This is a genomic window from Streptomyces spiralis (genome assembly GCF_014654675.1).
Lineage (GTDB): Bacteria > Actinomycetota > Actinomycetes > Streptomycetales > Streptomycetaceae > Streptomyces > Streptomyces spiralis.
The window spans coordinates 60,304-78,625 of sequence record NZ_BNBC01000008.1 but is presented as its reverse complement, the minus strand read 5'-3'; the positions used below and the strand labels follow the sequence as shown (position 1 = coordinate 78,625).

Annotated in this window: 9 protein-coding genes; 7 read left to right on the top strand and 2 right to left on the bottom strand. The window is 72.4% G+C overall.

What is annotated here, in order from left to right:
- Nucleotides 1-60: 60 nt before the first annotated feature.
- From IE318_RS11105 to helR, 6 genes are all read left to right on the top strand, one after another.
- Nucleotides 61-3,468 (top strand): glycosyl hydrolase, encoded by a 3,408-nt coding sequence (locus IE318_RS11105; protein ID WP_189899170.1) that lies wholly within the window; start codon nucleotides 61-63, stop codon nucleotides 3,466-3,468.
- A 44-nt stretch (nucleotides 3,469-3,512) separates the two neighbouring features.
- The gene (locus IE318_RS11100; protein WP_189899168.1) at nucleotides 3,513-6,770 is read left to right on the top strand and encodes a family 78 glycoside hydrolase catalytic domain; all 3,258 of its coding nucleotides are present in this window, start codon (nucleotides 3,513-3,515) and stop codon (nucleotides 6,768-6,770) included.
- A 156-nt stretch (nucleotides 6,771-6,926) separates the two neighbouring features.
- Entirely contained in the window at nucleotides 6,927-9,464 is a 2,538-nt protein-coding gene (locus tag IE318_RS11095; protein WP_189899166.1) for an MGH1-like glycoside hydrolase domain-containing protein, read from the top strand.
- A gap of 30 nt (nucleotides 9,465-9,494) precedes the next feature.
- Nucleotides 9,495-11,570: a galactosylceramidase gene (locus IE318_RS11090; protein ID WP_189899164.1), complete on the top strand. Its 2,076-nt coding sequence runs from the start codon at nucleotides 9,495-9,497 to the stop codon at nucleotides 11,568-11,570.
- A 112-nt stretch (nucleotides 11,571-11,682) separates the two neighbouring features.
- On the top strand, nucleotides 11,683-12,510 hold the full coding sequence (locus IE318_RS11085) for a YhjD/YihY/BrkB family envelope integrity protein (protein ID WP_189899162.1): 828 nt from the start codon (nucleotides 11,683-11,685) through the stop codon (nucleotides 12,508-12,510).
- A 219-nt stretch (nucleotides 12,511-12,729) separates the two neighbouring features.
- Nucleotides 12,730-14,883, top strand: coding sequence for an RNA polymerase recycling motor ATPase HelR (gene helR / locus IE318_RS11080; RefSeq protein ID WP_189899160.1), 2,154 nt, complete (start codon nucleotides 12,730-12,732; stop codon nucleotides 14,881-14,883).
- Here helR and IE318_RS11075 read toward each other — a convergent pair.
- Nucleotides 14,870-15,922, bottom strand: coding sequence for an MDR family NADP-dependent oxidoreductase (locus IE318_RS11075; RefSeq protein WP_189899158.1), 1,053 nt, complete (start codon nucleotides 15,920-15,922; stop codon nucleotides 14,870-14,872). The two genes, helR and IE318_RS11075, sit on opposite strands and share 14 nt — an antisense overlap.
- Nucleotides 15,923-16,022: 100 nt before the next feature.
- Between IE318_RS11075 and IE318_RS11070 the strand changes: the two genes are divergently transcribed.
- Nucleotides 16,023-16,919 carry a LysR family transcriptional regulator gene (locus IE318_RS11070; protein WP_189899156.1) on the top strand — a complete coding sequence of 299 codons (897 nt, stop codon included), beginning with the start codon at nucleotides 16,023-16,025 and terminating at the stop codon, nucleotides 16,917-16,919.
- 26 nt (nucleotides 16,920-16,945) lie between these two features.
- On the opposite strand, the gene IE318_RS11065 is transcribed toward IE318_RS11070, so the two are convergent.
- Complete coding sequence (locus tag IE318_RS11065) at nucleotides 16,946-18,187, bottom strand: SpoIIE family protein phosphatase (protein ID WP_189899154.1); 1,242 nt, start codon at nucleotides 18,185-18,187, stop codon at nucleotides 16,946-16,948.
- Nucleotides 18,188-18,322: the final 135 nt, after the last annotated feature.

The window sequence follows — 18,322 nt, the reverse complement described above, 5'->3', positions numbered from 1 at the left end:
CCGGCGGGCCGTCCGTCATGCGCCCGCTGCGCCCTGCCACAGTCACAGAAAGGCGCCTCCATGCCCGCACCACAGTCCGACCACCCGCTGCCCAGACGCACCTTCGTCGTCGCGGCCGGCCTCGCCGGGGGCGCGCTCGCGACGGGTCTGCCCGCGGCCGCCTGGGCGGCGGACGCTCCCGCCTCCGCGTCAGCGGCCCCGCGCGCCCGGGGCGGATACTCCGCGTCCGGATTCGCCGACCCGGCCAAGGACAGCCGGCCCACCGTCTACTGGTACTGGAACGGTCCCGTCACCCCCGACCTGGTGGACCGCCAGATGGCCGATCTGCGCGCCAAGGGCATGTACGAGGTCGTCCTGTTCTCCTTCGACAACGCCGAGATGCAGCCGGCCTTCTTCACCGAGGAGTGGTTCGACATCGTGGGCCATGTCCTGCGCACCGCCGAGCGCACGGGCATGCGGGTGTGGCTGTTCAACGACGACCACTTCCCGAGCGGCCGGGCCGGCGAGTACATCGTCAAGGGTGGCACGGTCGGCTCCCGCACCTACCGGCCCCGGCCCGAGCTGCGGCTGAAGGCCCTGTGGCGGTCGACCACCGTGGTCGAGGGGCCGGCCACCATCGACCTGCGGCGCAGCACCGGAGTGGGCGTGGAGGCGGGCCGGCTCGTCGCGGACGCCGGAGTGCTGGGCGGCGCGGCCGTGCTGCGCGCCGGCGCGGACTGGACCGACGTGACCGTCAGCGGCAGCGCGAAGGCCGACCACACCGCCGCCGGACTCGTCGTCCGCGCCGCCGCCGACGGTCTGGAGGGGTACGCGGTCGGTTTCGACCAGACCGGTGTGGTCACCGTGCTCCGTCTGGCCCGGGACTCCGGGCCGGTGGAGCTGCTGCGCAGCACCCGCACCGACGGTTTCAACAAGACGAAGTTCCACACACTCGCCGTCACGGTGCGCGGCAGCAGCCTCTCCGTCACGCTGGACGGGCGGGACAAGGGCACCGTGACGGACGACGGGTACGCCTCGGGGAGCGTCGGTGTGCGGGCGGTCGGGGACGAGCGGGGTCTGTGGGACAGCCTGTCCGTCACGGCGGCCGACGGCAGCACCCTGTACACGTCGTCCTTCGACACCCCGGACGCCGCCGGGGACTTCCCCGAGCGTGGCGCGCTCGCCGCCGAGGCGGCTGCCGCCGCGGCCCGGCCCGCGGGGTCCGCCGACGCCGCCGACGTCGTCGACCTGACGGGCCGGCTCACGGGGGACGCCGCCTGGCAGGTCCCCGCGGGGCGCTGGCAGGTCGACCTGTTCGGCGGGGTCCCGCTCGTCGACGACAGCCAGGGCTACAGCCGCAGCTACGTGGATCTGCTCGACGACGAACCCGTCGAGCTGTTCCTCGACATCGTGCCCGGCGAGTACCATCGCCGCTTCGGCCGGTACTTCGGCACCGTCATACCCGGGTTCTGGGACGACGAGCCGTTCTTCGCCTCCGCCGAGGCCCACTTCAAGCGGCTGCCGTGGTCCCCCACGCTGGACCGTGCGCTGCGTGACGTGGGGGTCACGCCCGGAGTGGCGTACGCGAGTGCCTTCGACGACCTCGGGCGGCCGGGCCGGATCGCCCGCGGCCACTACTGGCAGGCCGTGTCCAACCGGTTCGCCCGGTACTTCGAGCGGCAGGCCTGCTGGTGCGAGCAGCGCGGGGTCGCCCTGATCACCAACCCCCTGTACGACGAGACAGCGCCTGCCAAGCGGATCCCGTCGACCGGGGACCTGCACAAGGTCAACCAGTGGGCGCAGGTGCCCGGCGGCGACATCATCACCGCCGAGTACGTGGCCGGCGAGCAGACCATGCTGCCCCGGAACCCGGTGTCCGTCGCCCACCAGATGGGCCGCGACCGGACGCTGATGGAGATGTTCGGGAACATGGGCTGGCAGGTCACGCCCTCGTTCGTGCACGCGACGGTCGGCGCGCAGGCCGCCCGCGGGGTCAACCTGACGGTGCTGCACGCCTTGTGGACCGACGAGACGCGGGTGTACTTCCCGCCGCCGTTCGGCCCCCGGGCCCCCTGGTGGTGGGCGATGCGGCCGCTGGCGGAGTGGATCGGCCGGGTGATGGAGGCCGGCCGTGGCACCTCCGCCGCGCGGACCGCGCTGCTCCAGCCGCAGCGCGCCGCCGAGCAGTGGACCGGGACCGACCGGCAGGGCGAGGTGGACGGCGCGCTCGCGGACGCCGCGTACGCGCTGGAGCGTGCCCAGGTCGACTTCGACCTCCTCCACGAGGGCGCGCTCGCCGGAGACGAGCAGCTGCTGTGCCGGGCGCGGGTGCGCGACGGGGGCCTCGCTGTGGGCGCGGCCCGCTACGACCTGGTGGTGGTGCCGGCCACGTACACGCTGGACGCGGCCTGCGTCCGTACACTCGGCGACTTCGTCCGCGCGGGCGGCACCGTCGTCGCGGTCGGTGATCTGCCCGCCGACGACGCCGATGGCAACGATCGCTCCCTGGCCCGCGCGCTGTCCGACCTGTTCGGCGACGCGGTGCCCGGCAGTCGCCGGTACGGCGCGGGACGTGCCGTGCGGGTGGCGGACGTCTCCGGTCTGGGGACCGCCGCGCACGAGGCGGGGGTCGCCGCGGCCGTCCTGGAACCGGCCCGCGACGCCGTACGGGTGCTGCGGGTCACCCGGGGCACGGACACGGCGTTCCTGTTCAACAACGAGAGCGGCACCGCCGTGGAGACCACCGCGACCCTGCCCGTGGACGGCGTCCCCGAGCTGTGGAACCCGCTAACCGGCGACACCGGCCCCGCTCCGCTGTACCGCACCTCCCGGCGGGGCATCCACCTGCCAGTCTCGCTCGACCCGTACGAGACCCGCATCGTCGTGGTCCGGCGCGGCGGGATGGCCGCGCCCCACCTGACCTCCTCGCCGCTGCCCGTCGTGGCCGTGGCCGAGGCGGGCCGCTCCCTGCGGGTGACCGTCGAGGCCTCGGCACCGGGCGAGCACCGGCTCACCGGCACCTCCGGCGGACGCGCCCACGAGGGCACGGTCCGCGTGGACGACCCGCTCACCCCGGTCGCCGTCACGGGCGACTGGACCCTCACCCTGGAACGCGACGGCGCCACCCCCGTCACGGGTCCCCTGGGCAGCTGGACCGACCACGACCGGCTGTTCTCCGGCAGCGGCACCTACACGACCACCGTCCCTGTCGAGAGGTCCCTGCTCGACGGACGGCGCGTCCTGCTCGACCTCGGTGACGTGCGCGACGTGGCGGCGGTGACCGTCAACGGCACCGCGCTCCACCCGCTGCTGTGGGCGCCGTTCGTCACCGACGTCACCGACCTGCTGGTGGCCGGCGACAACCGGCTGGAGGTCCGCGTCGCCAACACCTTGTCCAACGAGCGCAACAAGCCACTGCCCTCGGGGCTGCTCGGCCCGGTGACGCTGCGCTTCCGCCGCCGTGTCACCACCGACCTCACGCGCGTCTGAACCGCCGCGCCCCGACCGGTCCCCGTAACTCCCGAAGGATCACCATGCCCAGACCCAGCAGACGCGGCCGCACCCGCCGCGCCCTCGTCCTGCCCGCCGCCGCCACCGCGTTCGTCACCGTGCTGACGGGAGCCGTCACGGCCTCCGGCGCACCGGAGACCACCATCACCCCGGCCGGCCTGCGGACCCAGCATCTGAGCCAGGCGCTCGGCATCGACGACACCACACCCGACCTCAGCTGGCAGGCCACCGCGGGCGCCGCGAACGTCCTGCAGGGCGCCTACCGCGTGCAGGCGGCCACCTCGCTCCAGCGGCTGCTCGCCGGACGGCCCGACCTGTGGGACTCCGGCAAGGTCGCGTCGGCCGCGCCGGAGACCACGTACGACGGCCGTGCGCTCGCCTCCCGCACCCGCGTGTACTGGCGCGTGATGCTCTGGTCGCAGGACGGCGAGCGCTCCTCGGGCTGGAGCGCCCCTGCCGTGTTCGAGACCGGCCTGACCAAGCCCTCGGACTGGGGCGCGGACTGGATCACCCATCCGGACTGGCAGCTGAGCCGGCGCAGTGTCGAGCCGGTGGTCGTCAAGGTGCCGCGCACCACGGCCCGTTACGTCCGCCTGGACGTCACCCGCCTCGGCCTGCCCCTCGCGGAGAACTTCCCCGGTCGCGCCTGGCGGCTGCAACTGGGCGAGATCGACGTCCGCGACTCTGTCACCTCGGCATCCGGCCTGGCCAAGGGCGCCGCGGTCACCGCGTCGGAGAGCAACACGGTGCGCAAGACCTGGGAGCCCGCCCTGGCCGTCGACGGCCTGCCCAACAGCGCCCTGCAGACCGCGGCCGGCTACTCCAGCGCCGCCCACGACTCCGCGGACGTCTCCGACCACCCGGTGATCCTCACCCTCGACCTGAAGACCACCAAGACCTTCGACGAGGTGGCCCTCTACCCCCGGGCGGACGTCCTCACCGACGACGGCCGGGTCCCCGGCTTCCCCACTGACTACGCGCTCGCCGCGGGCGACGCGGCCGACGGGCCGTTCACCACCCTGGCCGGGGTGACCGGCCAGCAGCCCCCGAAGCCGTATCTGCCGGCCGGACTGCCCCTGCTCGCCAAGGACTTCACCCTCCCGCGCGCCGTGCGCAGCGCCCGTCTCTACATCGCCGGGCTCGGCGTCTACGACGCCACGCTCAACGGCGAGCCGGTGGGCGACGCCGTCCTGGAACCCGCCAACACCACCTACACCCGGCGTGTGCAGTACGCCACGTACGACGTCACCGACCGGCTGCGCACCGGCGCCAACACCCTCGGCGTCGCCCTCGGCAACGGCATGGCCAACGTCGTCAGCACCGCCGACCGGTACCGCAAGCTCTACGGCAACATCAGCGACCCCAAGCTCATCGCCCGGCTGGAGGTGACCCTCGCCGACGGCAGCGTCCGCACGCTCACCAGCGGCGACGACTGGCGTGCCACGCTCGGCCCGACGACCTCCTCGAACTGGTACGGCGGCGAGGACTTCGACGCCCGCCGTGCGATCCCGCACTGGGACGAGCCGAACGGCGACCGCTCCTCCTGGGACCGGGCCGTCGCGGTCTCCGGTCCCGGCACGGAGCAGGAGCCGGCCGTGCTCAGCGCACGCGAGACGGAACCGATCCGGAACGTGGAGACGCTCGCCGGCAAGGAGGTCGACGGCGCCGCCGGCAGCCGCGTCTTCGACCTGGGGCGCAACATCGCCGGCTGGCCGGAGATCACGGTGAGCGGCGCCCGCGCCGGGACCGAGATCCGCATCTACCCGGCCGAGAGCCTGAAGGACGGTCACGCGTTCCAGTCCATCAGCAACGTCGGCGCCCCGCTGTGGGACAGCTACACCACCGGATCCACCCGCACCGCCACCTGGCACCCCGACTTCAGCTACCACGGGTTCCGGTACCTGGAGCTCAAGGGCGTGCCCGAGGGTGCGACGGTCACGGTGCAGGGCAGGGTGCTGCGCACCGACAACGCCTCCGCCGGTGACCTCACCACCTCCGATCCGCTGATCAACGGCATCCACTCGCTGATCCGCCGCGCCATCGAGGGCAACATGATGAGCGTCCTGACCGACTGCCCCAGCCGGGAGAAGCTGGGGTGGCTGGAACAGGACCAGCTGGTGTTCCCCGCGCTCGCCGCCAACTTCGACATGGAGTCCCAGCTCCGCAAGGTCGTCCGGGACATGGCCGACGCGCAGACCGCCGACGGGCTGGTCCCGAGCACCGTGCCGGAGTACACCAGCCTGCCGGGCGCCTACCGCAACGACTCCAACTGGGGCGGCGCCTTCGTCCTGGTCCCCTGGCAGCTGTACACCACGTACGGCGACCTCGACACCCTGCGCACCTACTACCCGCGGATGCGGCAGTACGCGGCCTTCCTGGAGAAGCAGGTCTCCGGCGGCATCCTGGACTACGGCCTGGGCGACTGGTTCACCCCGGACCGCACCTTCCCGCGTGCCGTGGCGGGCACCTACGGCTACTGGCGCGTGGTGGACACCCTGGCGCGGATCGCCACGGTGCTCGGCGACGGGACGGCGGCCGACGGCTACCGGGCGAAGGCCGACGCCAGTGCCCGTGCCCTGTCGGACAGGTACTACTCCACGGAGACCGGCACGTTCGGCGGCGGCGGCCAGGGCGCCGAGGCGCTCGCGATCGACATGGGTGCCTACCCGGCGGGCGAACGGGACCGTCTGCTCGGTCACTTCGTCTCCTCCGTCGAGGGCGCGGGCCATCACCTGGTGCTGGGTGAGATCTCCCTGCCGTCCGCCTTCCGCGTCCTGTCCGCCGCCGGACGCGACGACGTCGTCGAGAAGGTCGCCGCACAGACGACCAGCCCGAGCTACGGCTACCAGGTGCTTGTCGGCAACACCACGCTGGGCGAGTCCTGGGACGGTGGTCCGGGGCAGTCGCAGAACCACTTCATGCTCGGCGCGATCGACTCCTGGTTCACCACCCGCGTGGCGGGCATCGACCAGACCGCCGACTCGGTGGGCTATCGCGAGCTGCTGATCGAACCGGCGGTGGTGGGCGGTCTGACGTCGGCCTCCGGCTCCTACCGCACTCCGTACGGCCTGGCGCGTACGGAGTGGGAGCGGACCGGTGACCGGTTCCGGCTGAGCGTCGACGTCCCGGCCGGCAGCACGGCCGAGATCCACGTCCCGGCGGCCGGGGGCCGGGCACAGGCCCCGCAGGGTGCACGCCTGCTGCGGTCCGGCGACACCGAAGCGGTGTACCAGGTGGGCTCCGGGCACTGGCGGTTCGAGTCGGTCATGCCGTCGTCCTAGGGGGTGGCGCGCCGGGGCGGACCGGTCCGCCGGCCCGCCCCGGCGCCGTCCCCTGCAGCCCCGACCGTCCGGCCGTGCGTCCGCGCTTCACGCGCGGAGCCGTACGACCGATTGTTCGATCGACATCCGATATACCGAACAAGAGGAGAATCGCACATGACACAGCATCAGGTGCCCAGACGCCACTTCCTCGGTGCCGTCGGTGCGGCCGGCCTCGGCGGCGCCATGACCGGTCTGATGACGGGTGCCACCGCCACGGAGGCGGCCGCGTCGCCTGCGGAGCAGGCGTCCGCCGGGCAGGAGGCCGCCCTGCCGTACCCCACGCTGCGGCGGCCCTTCGCCATGCCCGGCGTCAGGGAACAGGACTGGACCGGCGCGCTGTTCGTCGGCACCGGCGAGTCCCGGTTCGCGCTGCGCGTCGGCCTGCTCACCGCGCAGGGCAAGCTGCTCCGCGAGAAGATGACCAACTACCTCTGGCGGATCGGTCCCATGACGCCGGACGGCGCTTACAAGGAGGTGCAGGTCACCACCGACGACCGCACGATCATGCCGGAGCACCTCCAGGCGCTGCGCGAGGTGATCGCGCACCCCGACCAGTGGTCGCAGAGCGAGGTCGCCGACGCCACGGCGAAGCTGCCGCAGCTCCAGCAGAAGTACGACCGTACGCAGAGCGAGAAGCGCACCATACGGGTGCGGTACACGCGCACCGGCGACGGAAGCGGCCTGGTCGGCGCCGTCACCGCGCTCGACGACGACACGACCGTCGTACTCGAACTGTCCTCGCCCTGGGGCGAGCAGGCAGCCTTCGCCCTGGACGGCCAGAACCTGACGGGCAGTGCCCCGGGCCTGCTGGAGCAGAACCGCACCGGTCACATACGGCTGTCCCCCACCGACCCGGCCGACAGCGGCGGCTGCTACGCCTCGGTGGCCGACATGACGGCGGCCGTGACCGGCGGCAGCGGCGCGCCGGGCACCGCCGTCGCCGCGCTCGTCTACCGGCTCGGCAAGGGGCGGACCATCACGTTCGCCGCCCGCGTCGACGATCGGCCGCCGGAAGCCCGGACGCCGGAGGCACACGAGGTGGAGCACGCCCTCGGCACCGCCGGGGCGCGGGTCCGCGGCGCCAACCTCACCGGTTCGGGACCGGTGGGGCGGGCGGCGGACGCGGTGCGCGACGCGCTGTCGCTCAACACCAACTACGACAAGGAGCGCCACCGCAACTTCGTGATGTGGGGATGGGGCGGTGGCGGCGGTCTGTTCACGGGATGGGACTCGGCCTTCGACGCCGTGGACGCCGCTCTTGTCAGCCGCCCGCTCGCCGTCCAGCACGAGACGGACGTCTTCGAGGCACCGGCGCCGCCCAACCAGGTCCCGCTGCTGGGGCCGCGCTACGACCAGCAGAACTCGGGGCCCATGCACGCGTACGCAGTGTGGCGGCTGTACACCAAGTTCGGTGACCGCTCGCTGCTGGAGAAGACCTACCCCCAGCTCGTCACCTTCCACGACCTCCTGCCGGAGTGGGACACCGACAAGGACGGCCTGCTGGAGACCCCCTACTTCGGGGACCGGATCGGCGGCCGGGGCAACCACCTCGGCCTGGACGACAGTCCCGTGTACGCCTCCTACCACCGGATCGCCAAGCAGGGCGGCAGCGGCGACAAGCGCGACAACACCGACCTCACCGATGTGGCGCTCAACTCCTACTACGCGCTGCTCGCCGAGACCCTGGCGAAGATGGCCGGCGTGCTCGGCAGACCAGAGGACGCCACCCGGTTCGCCGCGCAGTACGAGACGATCCGCCGGCTGCTCAACGACCGGCTGTGGCACCCCGACAAGGGCCTGTACCTGAGCCGCTACCTCGACGGCACCTGGAACGAGGTGGTCACGCCGACCGTCTTCTACCCGATGTTCGCGGGCCTCGCCACGCCGGAGCGCGCCCGGATCCTGGTCGAGCAACACCTGCTGGACCCACAGGAGTTCTGGGGCGACTACGTCGTCCCGAGCGTCGCCCGCAACGACCCGGCCTACTGTTCCGGCGGCCCGGTGCACCCCTCCTCCGAGCACTTCCGCTTCTTCGACCGGTACGGCGAGGGCACCGCCCCCGAGCAGTGGAAGGGCGCCGTGTGGCCGCCGATGAACGCCACCGTGTACGACGGCGTCAAGCGGTACGGCTTCGACGACGTGGCCGGCCGGTTCGCCGCCCGGAGCACCGCGATGTACCTGGACGCCTGGGACAAGGAGAACTGGTTCCCGGAGTCCTTCGATCCCGAGCCCGGCCAGTCCATCATGGACTCCGCGGTCGACACCGCCTGGCGCACCTACTCCTGGTCCAACGCGATGGCCGTGCAGGGTCTGCACGAGCTCATCTCCGACAACCCCTGGGACGGCGACCCGGCCGCCCTGATGTTCGGCACGCTCTCGCTGCCGGGCACCAACACCGTCGCCAACGTGCGGCTGCGCGGCCACATCTACACCGTCTCCGCGGGACCGGACAGGACCACGCTCGTCCGGGACGGCCGCACCGTCTTCCGGGCCACCGGCGCCCGCGTGGCGGTCCGCGGCTTCGTGCTCGGCGGCTCCGGAGCCTCCTTCGACATCAACGCCGACGGACCCGCCCGCGTCGAGGTGTTCCCCGAGGACGGCCGTGCCCGCGGGCGGAAGGTGCCGCGCGGCCGCACCCACGTCGTGCTCTGAACGCCCTGCCCAGCAAATCACGGAGGACCCATGCCCAGCACAAGAAGACGGGCCGGCGGACTGCGCCGGCTCCCCGAGCGCACCGCGCGCGCCGTATGCGCCCTGCTCGTGTCCTGCCTGGCGCTCGTCGCACCGGCCACCGCGCACGCCGAGACCGACGCGCTCCCCGTACAGCAGATCACCGTGGACGGCGACGGCACCGGGCGTGTCTTCGACGGTGTCGGCGCCATCAGCGGGGGCGGCGGCACCTCACGGCTGCTCGTCGACTACCCGGAGCCGGAGCGCAGCCGCATCCTGGACTACCTGTTCAAGCCCGGGTACGGCGCCTCGCTCCAGATCCTCAAGGTGGAGATCGGAGCGGACACCAACTCCAGCAACGGAGCCGAGCCCAGCCACATGCGCACCCGCACGCAGGTCGACTGCGACCGCGGCTACGAGTGGTGGCTCATGGAGCAGGCCAGGAAGCGCAATCCGGACATCCGGTTCTACGGCCTGGAGTGGGGCGCGCCCGGCTGGTTCGACGGCGGCTTCTGGTCCCAGGACAACATCGACTATCTGATGCAGTGGCTCGGCTGCGCCGAACGGCACGACCTGCACGTCGACTACCTCGGCGGCTGGAACGAGAAGGGCTGGGACGCGGCCTGGTACGGGAAGCTGAAGGCCGCCCTGGTACGCCACGGCCACGGTGACGTCAAGGTGGTGGCCGCCGACAACGCCGGCTGGCAGGTCGCCACCGACATGAAGAACGACCCCGCCTTCGACGCGGCCACGGACGTCGTCGGCATCCACTACCCGTGCTCCGCCGTCCACTGCTCCAGTTCGGCGGACGCCCTCGGTCTCGACAAGCCGCTGTTCGCCAGCGAGTCGGGCTGGAACAACTACCTCACCGGGGCGACCAGGCTCGCCGCGGAGATGAACCACGAGTACGTCGACTCCCGCATCACCGCGTTCATCAACTGGCCTGCGGCGTACGCCTGGTACCCGACCGTCCAGATGCAGGGCAGCGGTCTGCTCCGTGCCAACGAGCCGTGGAGCGGCCACTACGAACTCGGCCCGACGCTGTGGACCATCGCCCAGACGGCGCAGTTCACCCGGCCGGGCTGGAGCTATGTCGACTCCGCCAGCGGCTACCTCGACGGCGGCGGCACCTACGTGACCCTGCGTTCGCCGGGGCCGCGCCCCGCCTACACGACGGTGTTCGAGACGACCGCGGCGACGGCACCGCAGAACGTCAGCGTCACGCCGACGGGGAAGCTGCCGCGCGGTGCGCTGCACCGCTGGACGACGACCCTGGAGTCCACCGACCCCAGTGACTGGTTCGTCCGGGGCGCCGATGTGTCCCCGGACGCCACGGGCGGCCACGGCATCACCCTGCAGCCGGGCACCGTCACGACATTGACCACCATGCCCGGCGGGAAGGGCAGTGCGGCCGCGCGAGCGCCCCGTGCGGAAGTCATGGCCCTCCCCTACCGCGACGGCTTCGACAGCTACCCGACCGCGGCCACACCGCGCTACGTCTCCGACATGGAGGGCGCCTTCCAGGTCGCGCCCTGCTCCACCGCGCCGCAGGCCGCCTCCGGCAGCGGAGGAACCGGCGGATGTCTGCGCCAGGCCATCACGACGCAGCCCACCAAGTGGTCCAGGGTGGCCAGTCCGCTCACCCTGTCCGGCGACAGTCAGTGGACCGACTACACCGTCTCCGCCAAGGTCATGATCGACCACTCCGGCACGGGCTCCCTGCTCGGCCGTGTGGTGAACCAGCTCAACAACGCCGGGCCCGCACGCGTCAACGTGTGGGAGGGCTACTACCTGAAGCTGTCGGACTCCGGCACCTGGGCGCTCGAGGTCATCGCCCCGGACAAGACCACCCGCGTCCTGGCGAACGGCACCCTGCCCTCCGCCGCGGCGGACACCTGGCACCGGCTCACGCTGGGCTTCTCCGGCGACACGATCACGGCCCGCGTCGACGGGACCGAGGTCGCCCACGTCACCGACTCCACCTACGGCCACGGCCAGGTCGGCCTGGGACTCGACTCCTACACGACCTCCCGGTTCGACGACCTGGAGGTGCTGCCGGCCCGCAACGCGTCGACGGTCACGCCGTAGACCGTCGCCCGGGCGGCCCTCTCGCGAGCGCGCGTGGGCCGTCCGGGCGAAGCGGTCGTCACGGCGGCCGCACGGCATGCGAGCGGCGGGCGATCCGCTCTAACGTGCGGGCATGACGTGGACGGCTCGACTGCAGCGTCTGCTGACGACCGTCGAGCAGCGCTTCCCCGTCGTGACCGAACTGGCGAACCGTCTGCTGTCCACGAACCTGCTGGACGCCGGCACGCGACTGGCCGCCCAGGCGTTCCTTGCCGCGGTGCCCGTCCTGTTCGCCGTCGCCGCGTTCGCCCCACAGAGCATGCGCGACCAGCTCCGGGATTCGCTGCGCGCCATGTTCGGCCTGACCGGAGCGTGCGACGAGGAACTGCAGCGGGTCCTGACCGACCCCGCCGGCAAGAGCCTGCGCGAGACCACCGGGGTCGTCGGCCTGCTGATCACACTGCTCTCCGCGACCAGCTTCAGCCGTGCCATGGCCCGGGTCTGCGAGCGCGCCTGGCGACTGCCCAGGACCGGCGCCCGTGCCGCGGCCTGGCGCTGGGTGGTCTGGCTGCTGGCACTGGTCCTGGTGGTCTTTCTGCAAGGTCCGATCCGCGACGGCTTCGGCGCCGGACTGTGGCTCGGTACGCCCCTGCTCTTCGTGGTGGCGACGGGCGTGTGGCTCTGGACGCAGCACCTGCTGCTGGCCGCCCGCGTCCCGTGGACACGGCTGTTGCCGGGCGCGCTCCTCGCCGCGGCGGCCACGAGCGCGCTCGGCCTGACCGCCCGGCTCTACATGCCCACGGCGCTCAACCGTGCCCTGTCCGAGTACGGCGCTCTCGGCATGGTCCTGGTCATGCTGTCCTGGCTGATCGTCCTGTGCGCCGCCATCACCTTCGCGCTGACCATCGGTGCCGTCCTGGCGGACGAGCCGCCCTTGAACCGCTACCTGCGGCACGGCTGACGGCACGACACCGTCGGCCTGCCGGCCGGCTCTCAGTGGACGCCGAAGACTCGCAGCCGACGGCAAAAAGAAAGGCAAGGAGGTCACCTACTCCTTACCACTCTCAACTTATAACACACAGGGGGCCTTGCGGCAAGGCCCCCTGTGTGCCGCAGAATCTCCGGCCGAGCGCACTGCCACGCACGACGGCCGCGAGCGGCCACAGATCGGAGCCATCACGTGAACCCGCTGACGTCCAGCGTGTTTGACCTTGCCGACACCCTCTCCCCCAAGGCCGACCCGGCGCTGATCGCCCGCGACGAGCAGCAGTTCGCGGCCGTCGCCGAGACTCTGGAGCTGACGGTCGCCGAACTGTCCGACCGGCTCGACGCCGAGCTGAAGGCGCCCGGCGGGGTGGGCCAGGAGGCGATGGACCGGGACATCGAGGTGCACCGGCTCAGCGCCCGGCTGCGTACCCTGCGCCGCTTCGGCCTGGACCTGTGCCTCGGGCACATGGTCCCCGACGACGGCGCCGAGCCCGTCTACATCGGTCGGCTGGGCCTCACCGACAACGAGGGCCGCCGGCTGCTGATCGACTGGCGTTCCCCGGCCGCCGAGCCGTTCTTCGCGGCCACCCATGCCAACCCGATGGGTCTGGTGAGCCGCCGCAGGTACCGGTGGACCCGCGGCCGGATCAGCGACTACTGGGACGAGGTGTTCACCGCCGACGGTCTCGAGGGGCGCGCGGCCCTCGACGACCAGTCCGCGTTCATCGCCAGTCTGGGCACCAACCGGTCGTCGCGGATGCGGGACGTGCTCGCCACCATCCAGGCCGACCAGGACGCCATCATCCGGGCCGGGTCCCGTGGCGCCCTCGTGGTCGACGGCGGGCCGGGCACGGGAAAGACCGTCGTCGCCCTGCACCGCACCGCCCACCTCCTCTACTCCGACCCTCGCCTCGGCCACCGGCGCGGCGGGGTGCTGTTCGTCGGCCCGCACCGGCCCTACCTGTCCTATGTCTCCGATGTCCTGCCCAGCCTCGGCGAGGAGGGGGTGCAGACCTGCATCCTGCGGGACCTCGTCGCCGAGGGCGCCTCGGCGACGGTGGAGACCGACCCGGAGGTGGCCCGTCTGAAGTCGTCCGCGGACATGGTGAAGGCCATCGAAAAGGCCGTCAGGTTCTACGAGGAGCCGCCCACCGAGGCACTGACGGTCACGGTCGACTGGTCCGACCTCCGGCTGACCGCCGGCGACTGGGCCGAGGCCTTCGAGGCGCCGGAACCCGGCACCCCGCACAACGAGGCGCGGGAGCAGATCTGGGAGAAGCTGGCCGAGATCCTGATGGACAAGTACGAGGGCGACGTCCCGCCCGACCTGTTCCGCAGGGCGCTGCGGCAGGACGAGGAGCTGAACGCGGCCCTCGGCCGCGCATGGCCGCTGATCGAGGCGGCCGACCTCGTCGGAGACCTGTGGTCGGTTCCGGCCTACCTGCGGATGTGCGCTCCCTGGCTCGGTCCGGAGGAGGTCCGCAGGCTGCAGCGCGCCGACCCCCGGGCCTGGACGGTGTCCGATCTGCCGCTCCTGGACGCGGCACGGCAGAGGCTCGGCGACCCGGAGGCGTCCCGGCGCAAGCGTCGGCGGGAGGCCTCCGTCGCCGCCGAACGCGAGTACCGGGCCCAGGTCACCGAGAACCTGCTCAGGACCGACGACGACTGGCAGGGCATGCTGATGACGATGCTGAAGGGCCAGGACCTGCAGAACTCCCTGGTCGACGAGGACGCGCTGCCCCACGCCGAACCCGACCTGCTGGCCGGTCCGTTCGCGCACGTCGTGGTGGACGAGGCGCAGGAACTGACCGACGCGGAGTGGCAGATGCTGCTGCTGCGCTGCCCGTCCCGCAGCTTCACCATCGTCGGGGACCGCGCCCAGGCCCGGCACGGGTTCACGGAGTCGTGGCAGGAACGGCTGGCGCGGGTCGGGCTCGACCGGATCGACGTGGCCTCCCTGAGCATCAACTACCGGACGCCGGAAGAGGTCATGGCGGAGGCCGAGCCGGTCATCCGGGCGGTGCTCCCGGACGCCAACGTGCCGACCTCCATCCGCAGCGGCGGCGTCCCCGTCGTCCACGGACCGGTCGGCGACCTCGACTCGGTCCTGGACACCTGGCTCGCCGCACATGCCGAGGGGATCGCCTGCGTCATCGGCCGTCCCACGTTCCGCGGCACGTCCTCCCGTGTCCGGTCGCTGACGCCGGAGCTGTCGAAGGGGCTGGAGTTCGACCTGGTCGTCCTCGTCGACCCGGAGGAGTTCGGCGAGGGCGTCGAAGGAGCCGTCGACCGCTATGTCGCGATGACCAGGGCGACCCAGCGACTCGTGGTCCTCACGAGCCGCTGACGGCGGCGGGGGGCGTGCTGCCGGTGCCGGCGGCCTGCGTGCGGTCCCGGACAATGATCTTGCCGGTGTTCTCGCCGCGCAGCATGCCCAGGAACGCGTCCACGATGTGCTCGAACCCGTCGACCACGGTCTCGTCGGCGGCGAGCCGGCCGCTGCGCAGATGCGGTACGGCGAAGTCGTACAACTCCTCCTGCACGTCGCGGTGGTTGCGCACCAGGAAGCCCTCCATGCGGATGCTCTTCTCCACGATGTCCGCGTGGTCGAAGCGCGGCTGCGGCGCGCCGGGGGTGTTGTACTGGCTGATCGTGCCGACGCGGACGATCCGCCCGAATTCGCGCAGCGCCCCCACCGCCGCGGCCAGTTGCTCGCCGCCGACGTTGTCGACGAACACGTCGATGCCGTCCGGTGCGGCCTTGCCGAGCAGGTCGGCGGCGGGCCCGTCGTGGTAGTCGAAGACGGCGTCGTAGCCCACCTCGCGCTCCAGGTGGCGGGCCTTGGCCGCCGAGCCCGCGCTGCCCACGAGCCGTCCGGCGCCGAGCAGCCGGGCGAACCGCCCGGCCGCCGTGCCGACCCCGCCCGCGGCACCCGACACGAACAGGTCCTCGCCCTCCTTCAGCCGGGCGATCCGGGTCAGGGCCACATAGGCGGTCAGGCCGGTGCCGCCGAGGATGCTCAGGTGCGCGGTCACGGGCACGCCCTCGAGGCGGGGCAGCCGCCGGACCTCCTCGGGTGTGACCACGGCGTGCGTGCGCCAGCCCTGCCGGTGGAACACCAGCTCGCCCTCGGCCAGCCGAGGAGTGCACGAGGCGATCACCCGCCCGATGGTGCGGCCCTCCAGCGGGGCGCCGAGCGCGAAGCCGCCGGGCACGTCGTCCATCATCTCGCGGTGGTAGGGGTCGACGGACCAGTAGAGGTTGTCCGCGAGAGCGCTGCCGGCGGCGGGCTCCGGCAGCGCGGACTCGACGAAGGCGAAGTGACCGGGGGTGGGAAAGCCGTGGGGGCGGGCGGTCTGGTGCACGGTGAGCGCGGTCTCGTTCATGCCCGGACCGTAGGACGGGAATGCCCCTCCCCGGCAGCCGGTTGCGCTCATGCGACAGACCGTTCCATGAGCAGTTCTCATACGTTGAGGTGAGCGCCCCGTGGCCCGCACGACCGACCCCGATCTCGCCCCGCACGAGCTGCGCATCCTGGTGGCGGTCGCGGACACCGGCGGCTTCTCTGCCGCGGCGGACGCGCTCGGTGTGACCCAGTCCGCGGTGTCCCATTCCGTGCGCGGCAGCGAGCGCAAGATAGGTGCGGTCCTCTTCGACCGTGCGCGCACCGGCGCCCGCCCCACCCCCGCCGGGGAGAAGGCCGTCGCACACGCGCGCCGCATCCTGCGCCTGCTTCAGGTCCTGACCGCCGAGGCACGCGAGGCGGCCCGGCCCGACGCGGCCCGGGGGCCGCTGCGGATCGCGGCGTTCCGCAGCGCGGCCCTGCACCTGCTGCCACCCGTCCTGGAGCGGCTGCGCGCCCGGCACCCCGGGATCGAGCCGCGGGTACGGATCGTGCGCGAGGTGGGGCGCGGCACCGCGGGCGAAGTGGCCGACGGGAAGGCCGACATAGCGATCGCCACACTGGGCGGCTCGGTGCCGCCACCGCCGGGTCTGGTCGCGAGCGGGCTCTTCGACGAGCCGTACGCCCTGGTGCACCCGGAGGGCCACACCGACCCGCGCTCGCTGCCGCTGGTCGACTGGGCGGAGAACTGCGGCTCGTACACCCGTCGCTGGTGGGCCGCGCAGGACTGGATCCCGGCGGCGACCGTCGAGGCCGAGGACGACGGAACCGTGCTGTCCCTGGTGAGCGCGGGACACGGCATGGCGATCATGCCCGCGCTCTCCCTGACCGGCGCACCGGAGGCGGTGTCCGTCACCGATCTCGGGTCGGACCGCCCGACACGGCAGGTCGGTTACGTCACCACCTCCGAACTGGCCCGGTCCGCCGTCGTGCGCGCCTTCGTGAGGGAACTGCGGGCCACGGTCCCCCAGGGCTGCTAGTCGGCTGCGGCGGTCAGGGGTGTGGGCTACAGGCGGACGACGATCAAGGCGATGTCGTCGTGTCCGCCGCCGCTGACGCCGAGGCGGGACAACAGGGTGTCGGCGAGGTGGTCCGGGTTGAGACGCGGATGGTCGGTGAGGACGTCGGTCAGCCGGCCCAGGCCGGCGTCGATGTCCTCGCCGCGGCGTTCGACGAGGCCGTCGGTGTAGAGGACGAGGGTGTCACCGGGGCTGTAGGGCACGGCGGCCTGAGGGCGCGGGACATGCTCCGGGCGCGTTCCCAGGGGCGGGTCGGTGGCCTGGTCGAGCAGGACGAAGGTGCCGTCGGGATGGGCCAGGACCGGTGGCGGGTGCCCGGCGCTGCTGTAGGTGATGTGCCGCCGTCGGGTGTCGACGACGGCTTTGACGGCGGTGGTGGCCAGCGCTCCGTCCACCGAGCGGGCGTACAGGCCCAGCACCTCCATGGCCCGGTCGGGCTCGCGCAGGGCGCGGATGGCGGCGGACAGGGCGCTGCGGAGCATGCCCATGACGGCGGCGGCCTCCAGGCCGTGTCCGACGACGTCGCCGACGGCGACGGTGAAGCTGTCGTCGGGAAGGTCCACCACGTCGTACCAGTCGCCGCACACGTTCAGCCCCTTGGCGGCGGGAAGGTAGCGCACGGCGATGTTGCGGTGCCCGGCCAGGTCGGGGGCCTGCAGCATGGCCTCCTGGAGGGTGACGGCGACCTGCCGTTCCCTGGCGTGGGCCTGCCGCAGCTGCTCGTTGAGCAGCTGCAGTTCCCGCGCCCGGGCGTAGAGTTCGGCCTCCATGGCCTGCCGCTCGGTGAGCGCCTGCCCCTCCTGTGGCTGCTCGGTGTGGGAGAGCACGAACGCGGTGACGTCCTCCACCCGGTGGATGATCCAGGCCACCTGTCCGTCCGGGCCCAGCACGGGTGTGTTGATCGGGGACCACCAGCGTTCCTCGAACACCCCGGGGTGTTCGGAGACGGGGATGTCGTACTTCTGCACCGCCATGGTGTCCGGCTCCTTCGAGCGCAGCACCCGGTGCAGGGAGGCGCTCAGGTTCCGCACGCCGTCGGCGTCGGGGTCGGCCGGGTTGTCGGGGAACGCGTCGAAGAGATACCGCCCGACCAGGTCCTCGCTGGGGCGCCGGCTGGCGAGGCAGAAGGCGGCGTTGACGTCGAGGATCACCAGATCGGGGCCGAGCACCACGTACGGACTGGGTGTGGCGGCGAACAACGCCTGGTAGTCGATCGGCGGTGTCGTCACAGGCGCTCTCCCTTCCCGTCCGGCGGCCCCGTCCCCTCCCACTATGCGCGTAGGCGGCCACTCGAGCGCGGCCGGTCTCGCCCTGTCGCGGAGCCGCTGACCAGGGCGATGCGGGGGCAACCGTCCCCGCGCCGC

Excerpts from the sequence above, each read along its gene's own strand:
- IE318_RS11105 (WP_189899170.1), top strand. The coding sequence starts at position 61 with ATGCCCGCACCACAGTCCGACCACCCGCTGCCCAGACGCACCTTCGTC.
- IE318_RS11100 (WP_189899168.1), top strand. The coding sequence starts at position 3,513 with ATGCCCAGACCCAGCAGACGCGGCCGCACCCGCCGCGCCCTCGTCCTG.
- IE318_RS11095 (WP_189899166.1), top strand. The coding sequence starts at position 6,927 with ATGACACAGCATCAGGTGCCCAGACGCCACTTCCTCGGTGCCGTCGGT.
- IE318_RS11090 (WP_189899164.1), top strand. The coding sequence starts at position 9,495 with ATGCCCAGCACAAGAAGACGGGCCGGCGGACTGCGCCGGCTCCCCGAG.
- IE318_RS11085 (WP_189899162.1), top strand. The coding sequence starts at position 11,683 with ATGACGTGGACGGCTCGACTGCAGCGTCTGCTGACGACCGTCGAGCAG.
- IE318_RS11075 (WP_189899158.1), bottom strand. The coding sequence starts at position 15,922 with ATGAACGAGACCGCGCTCACCGTGCACCAGACCGCCCGCCCCCACGGC.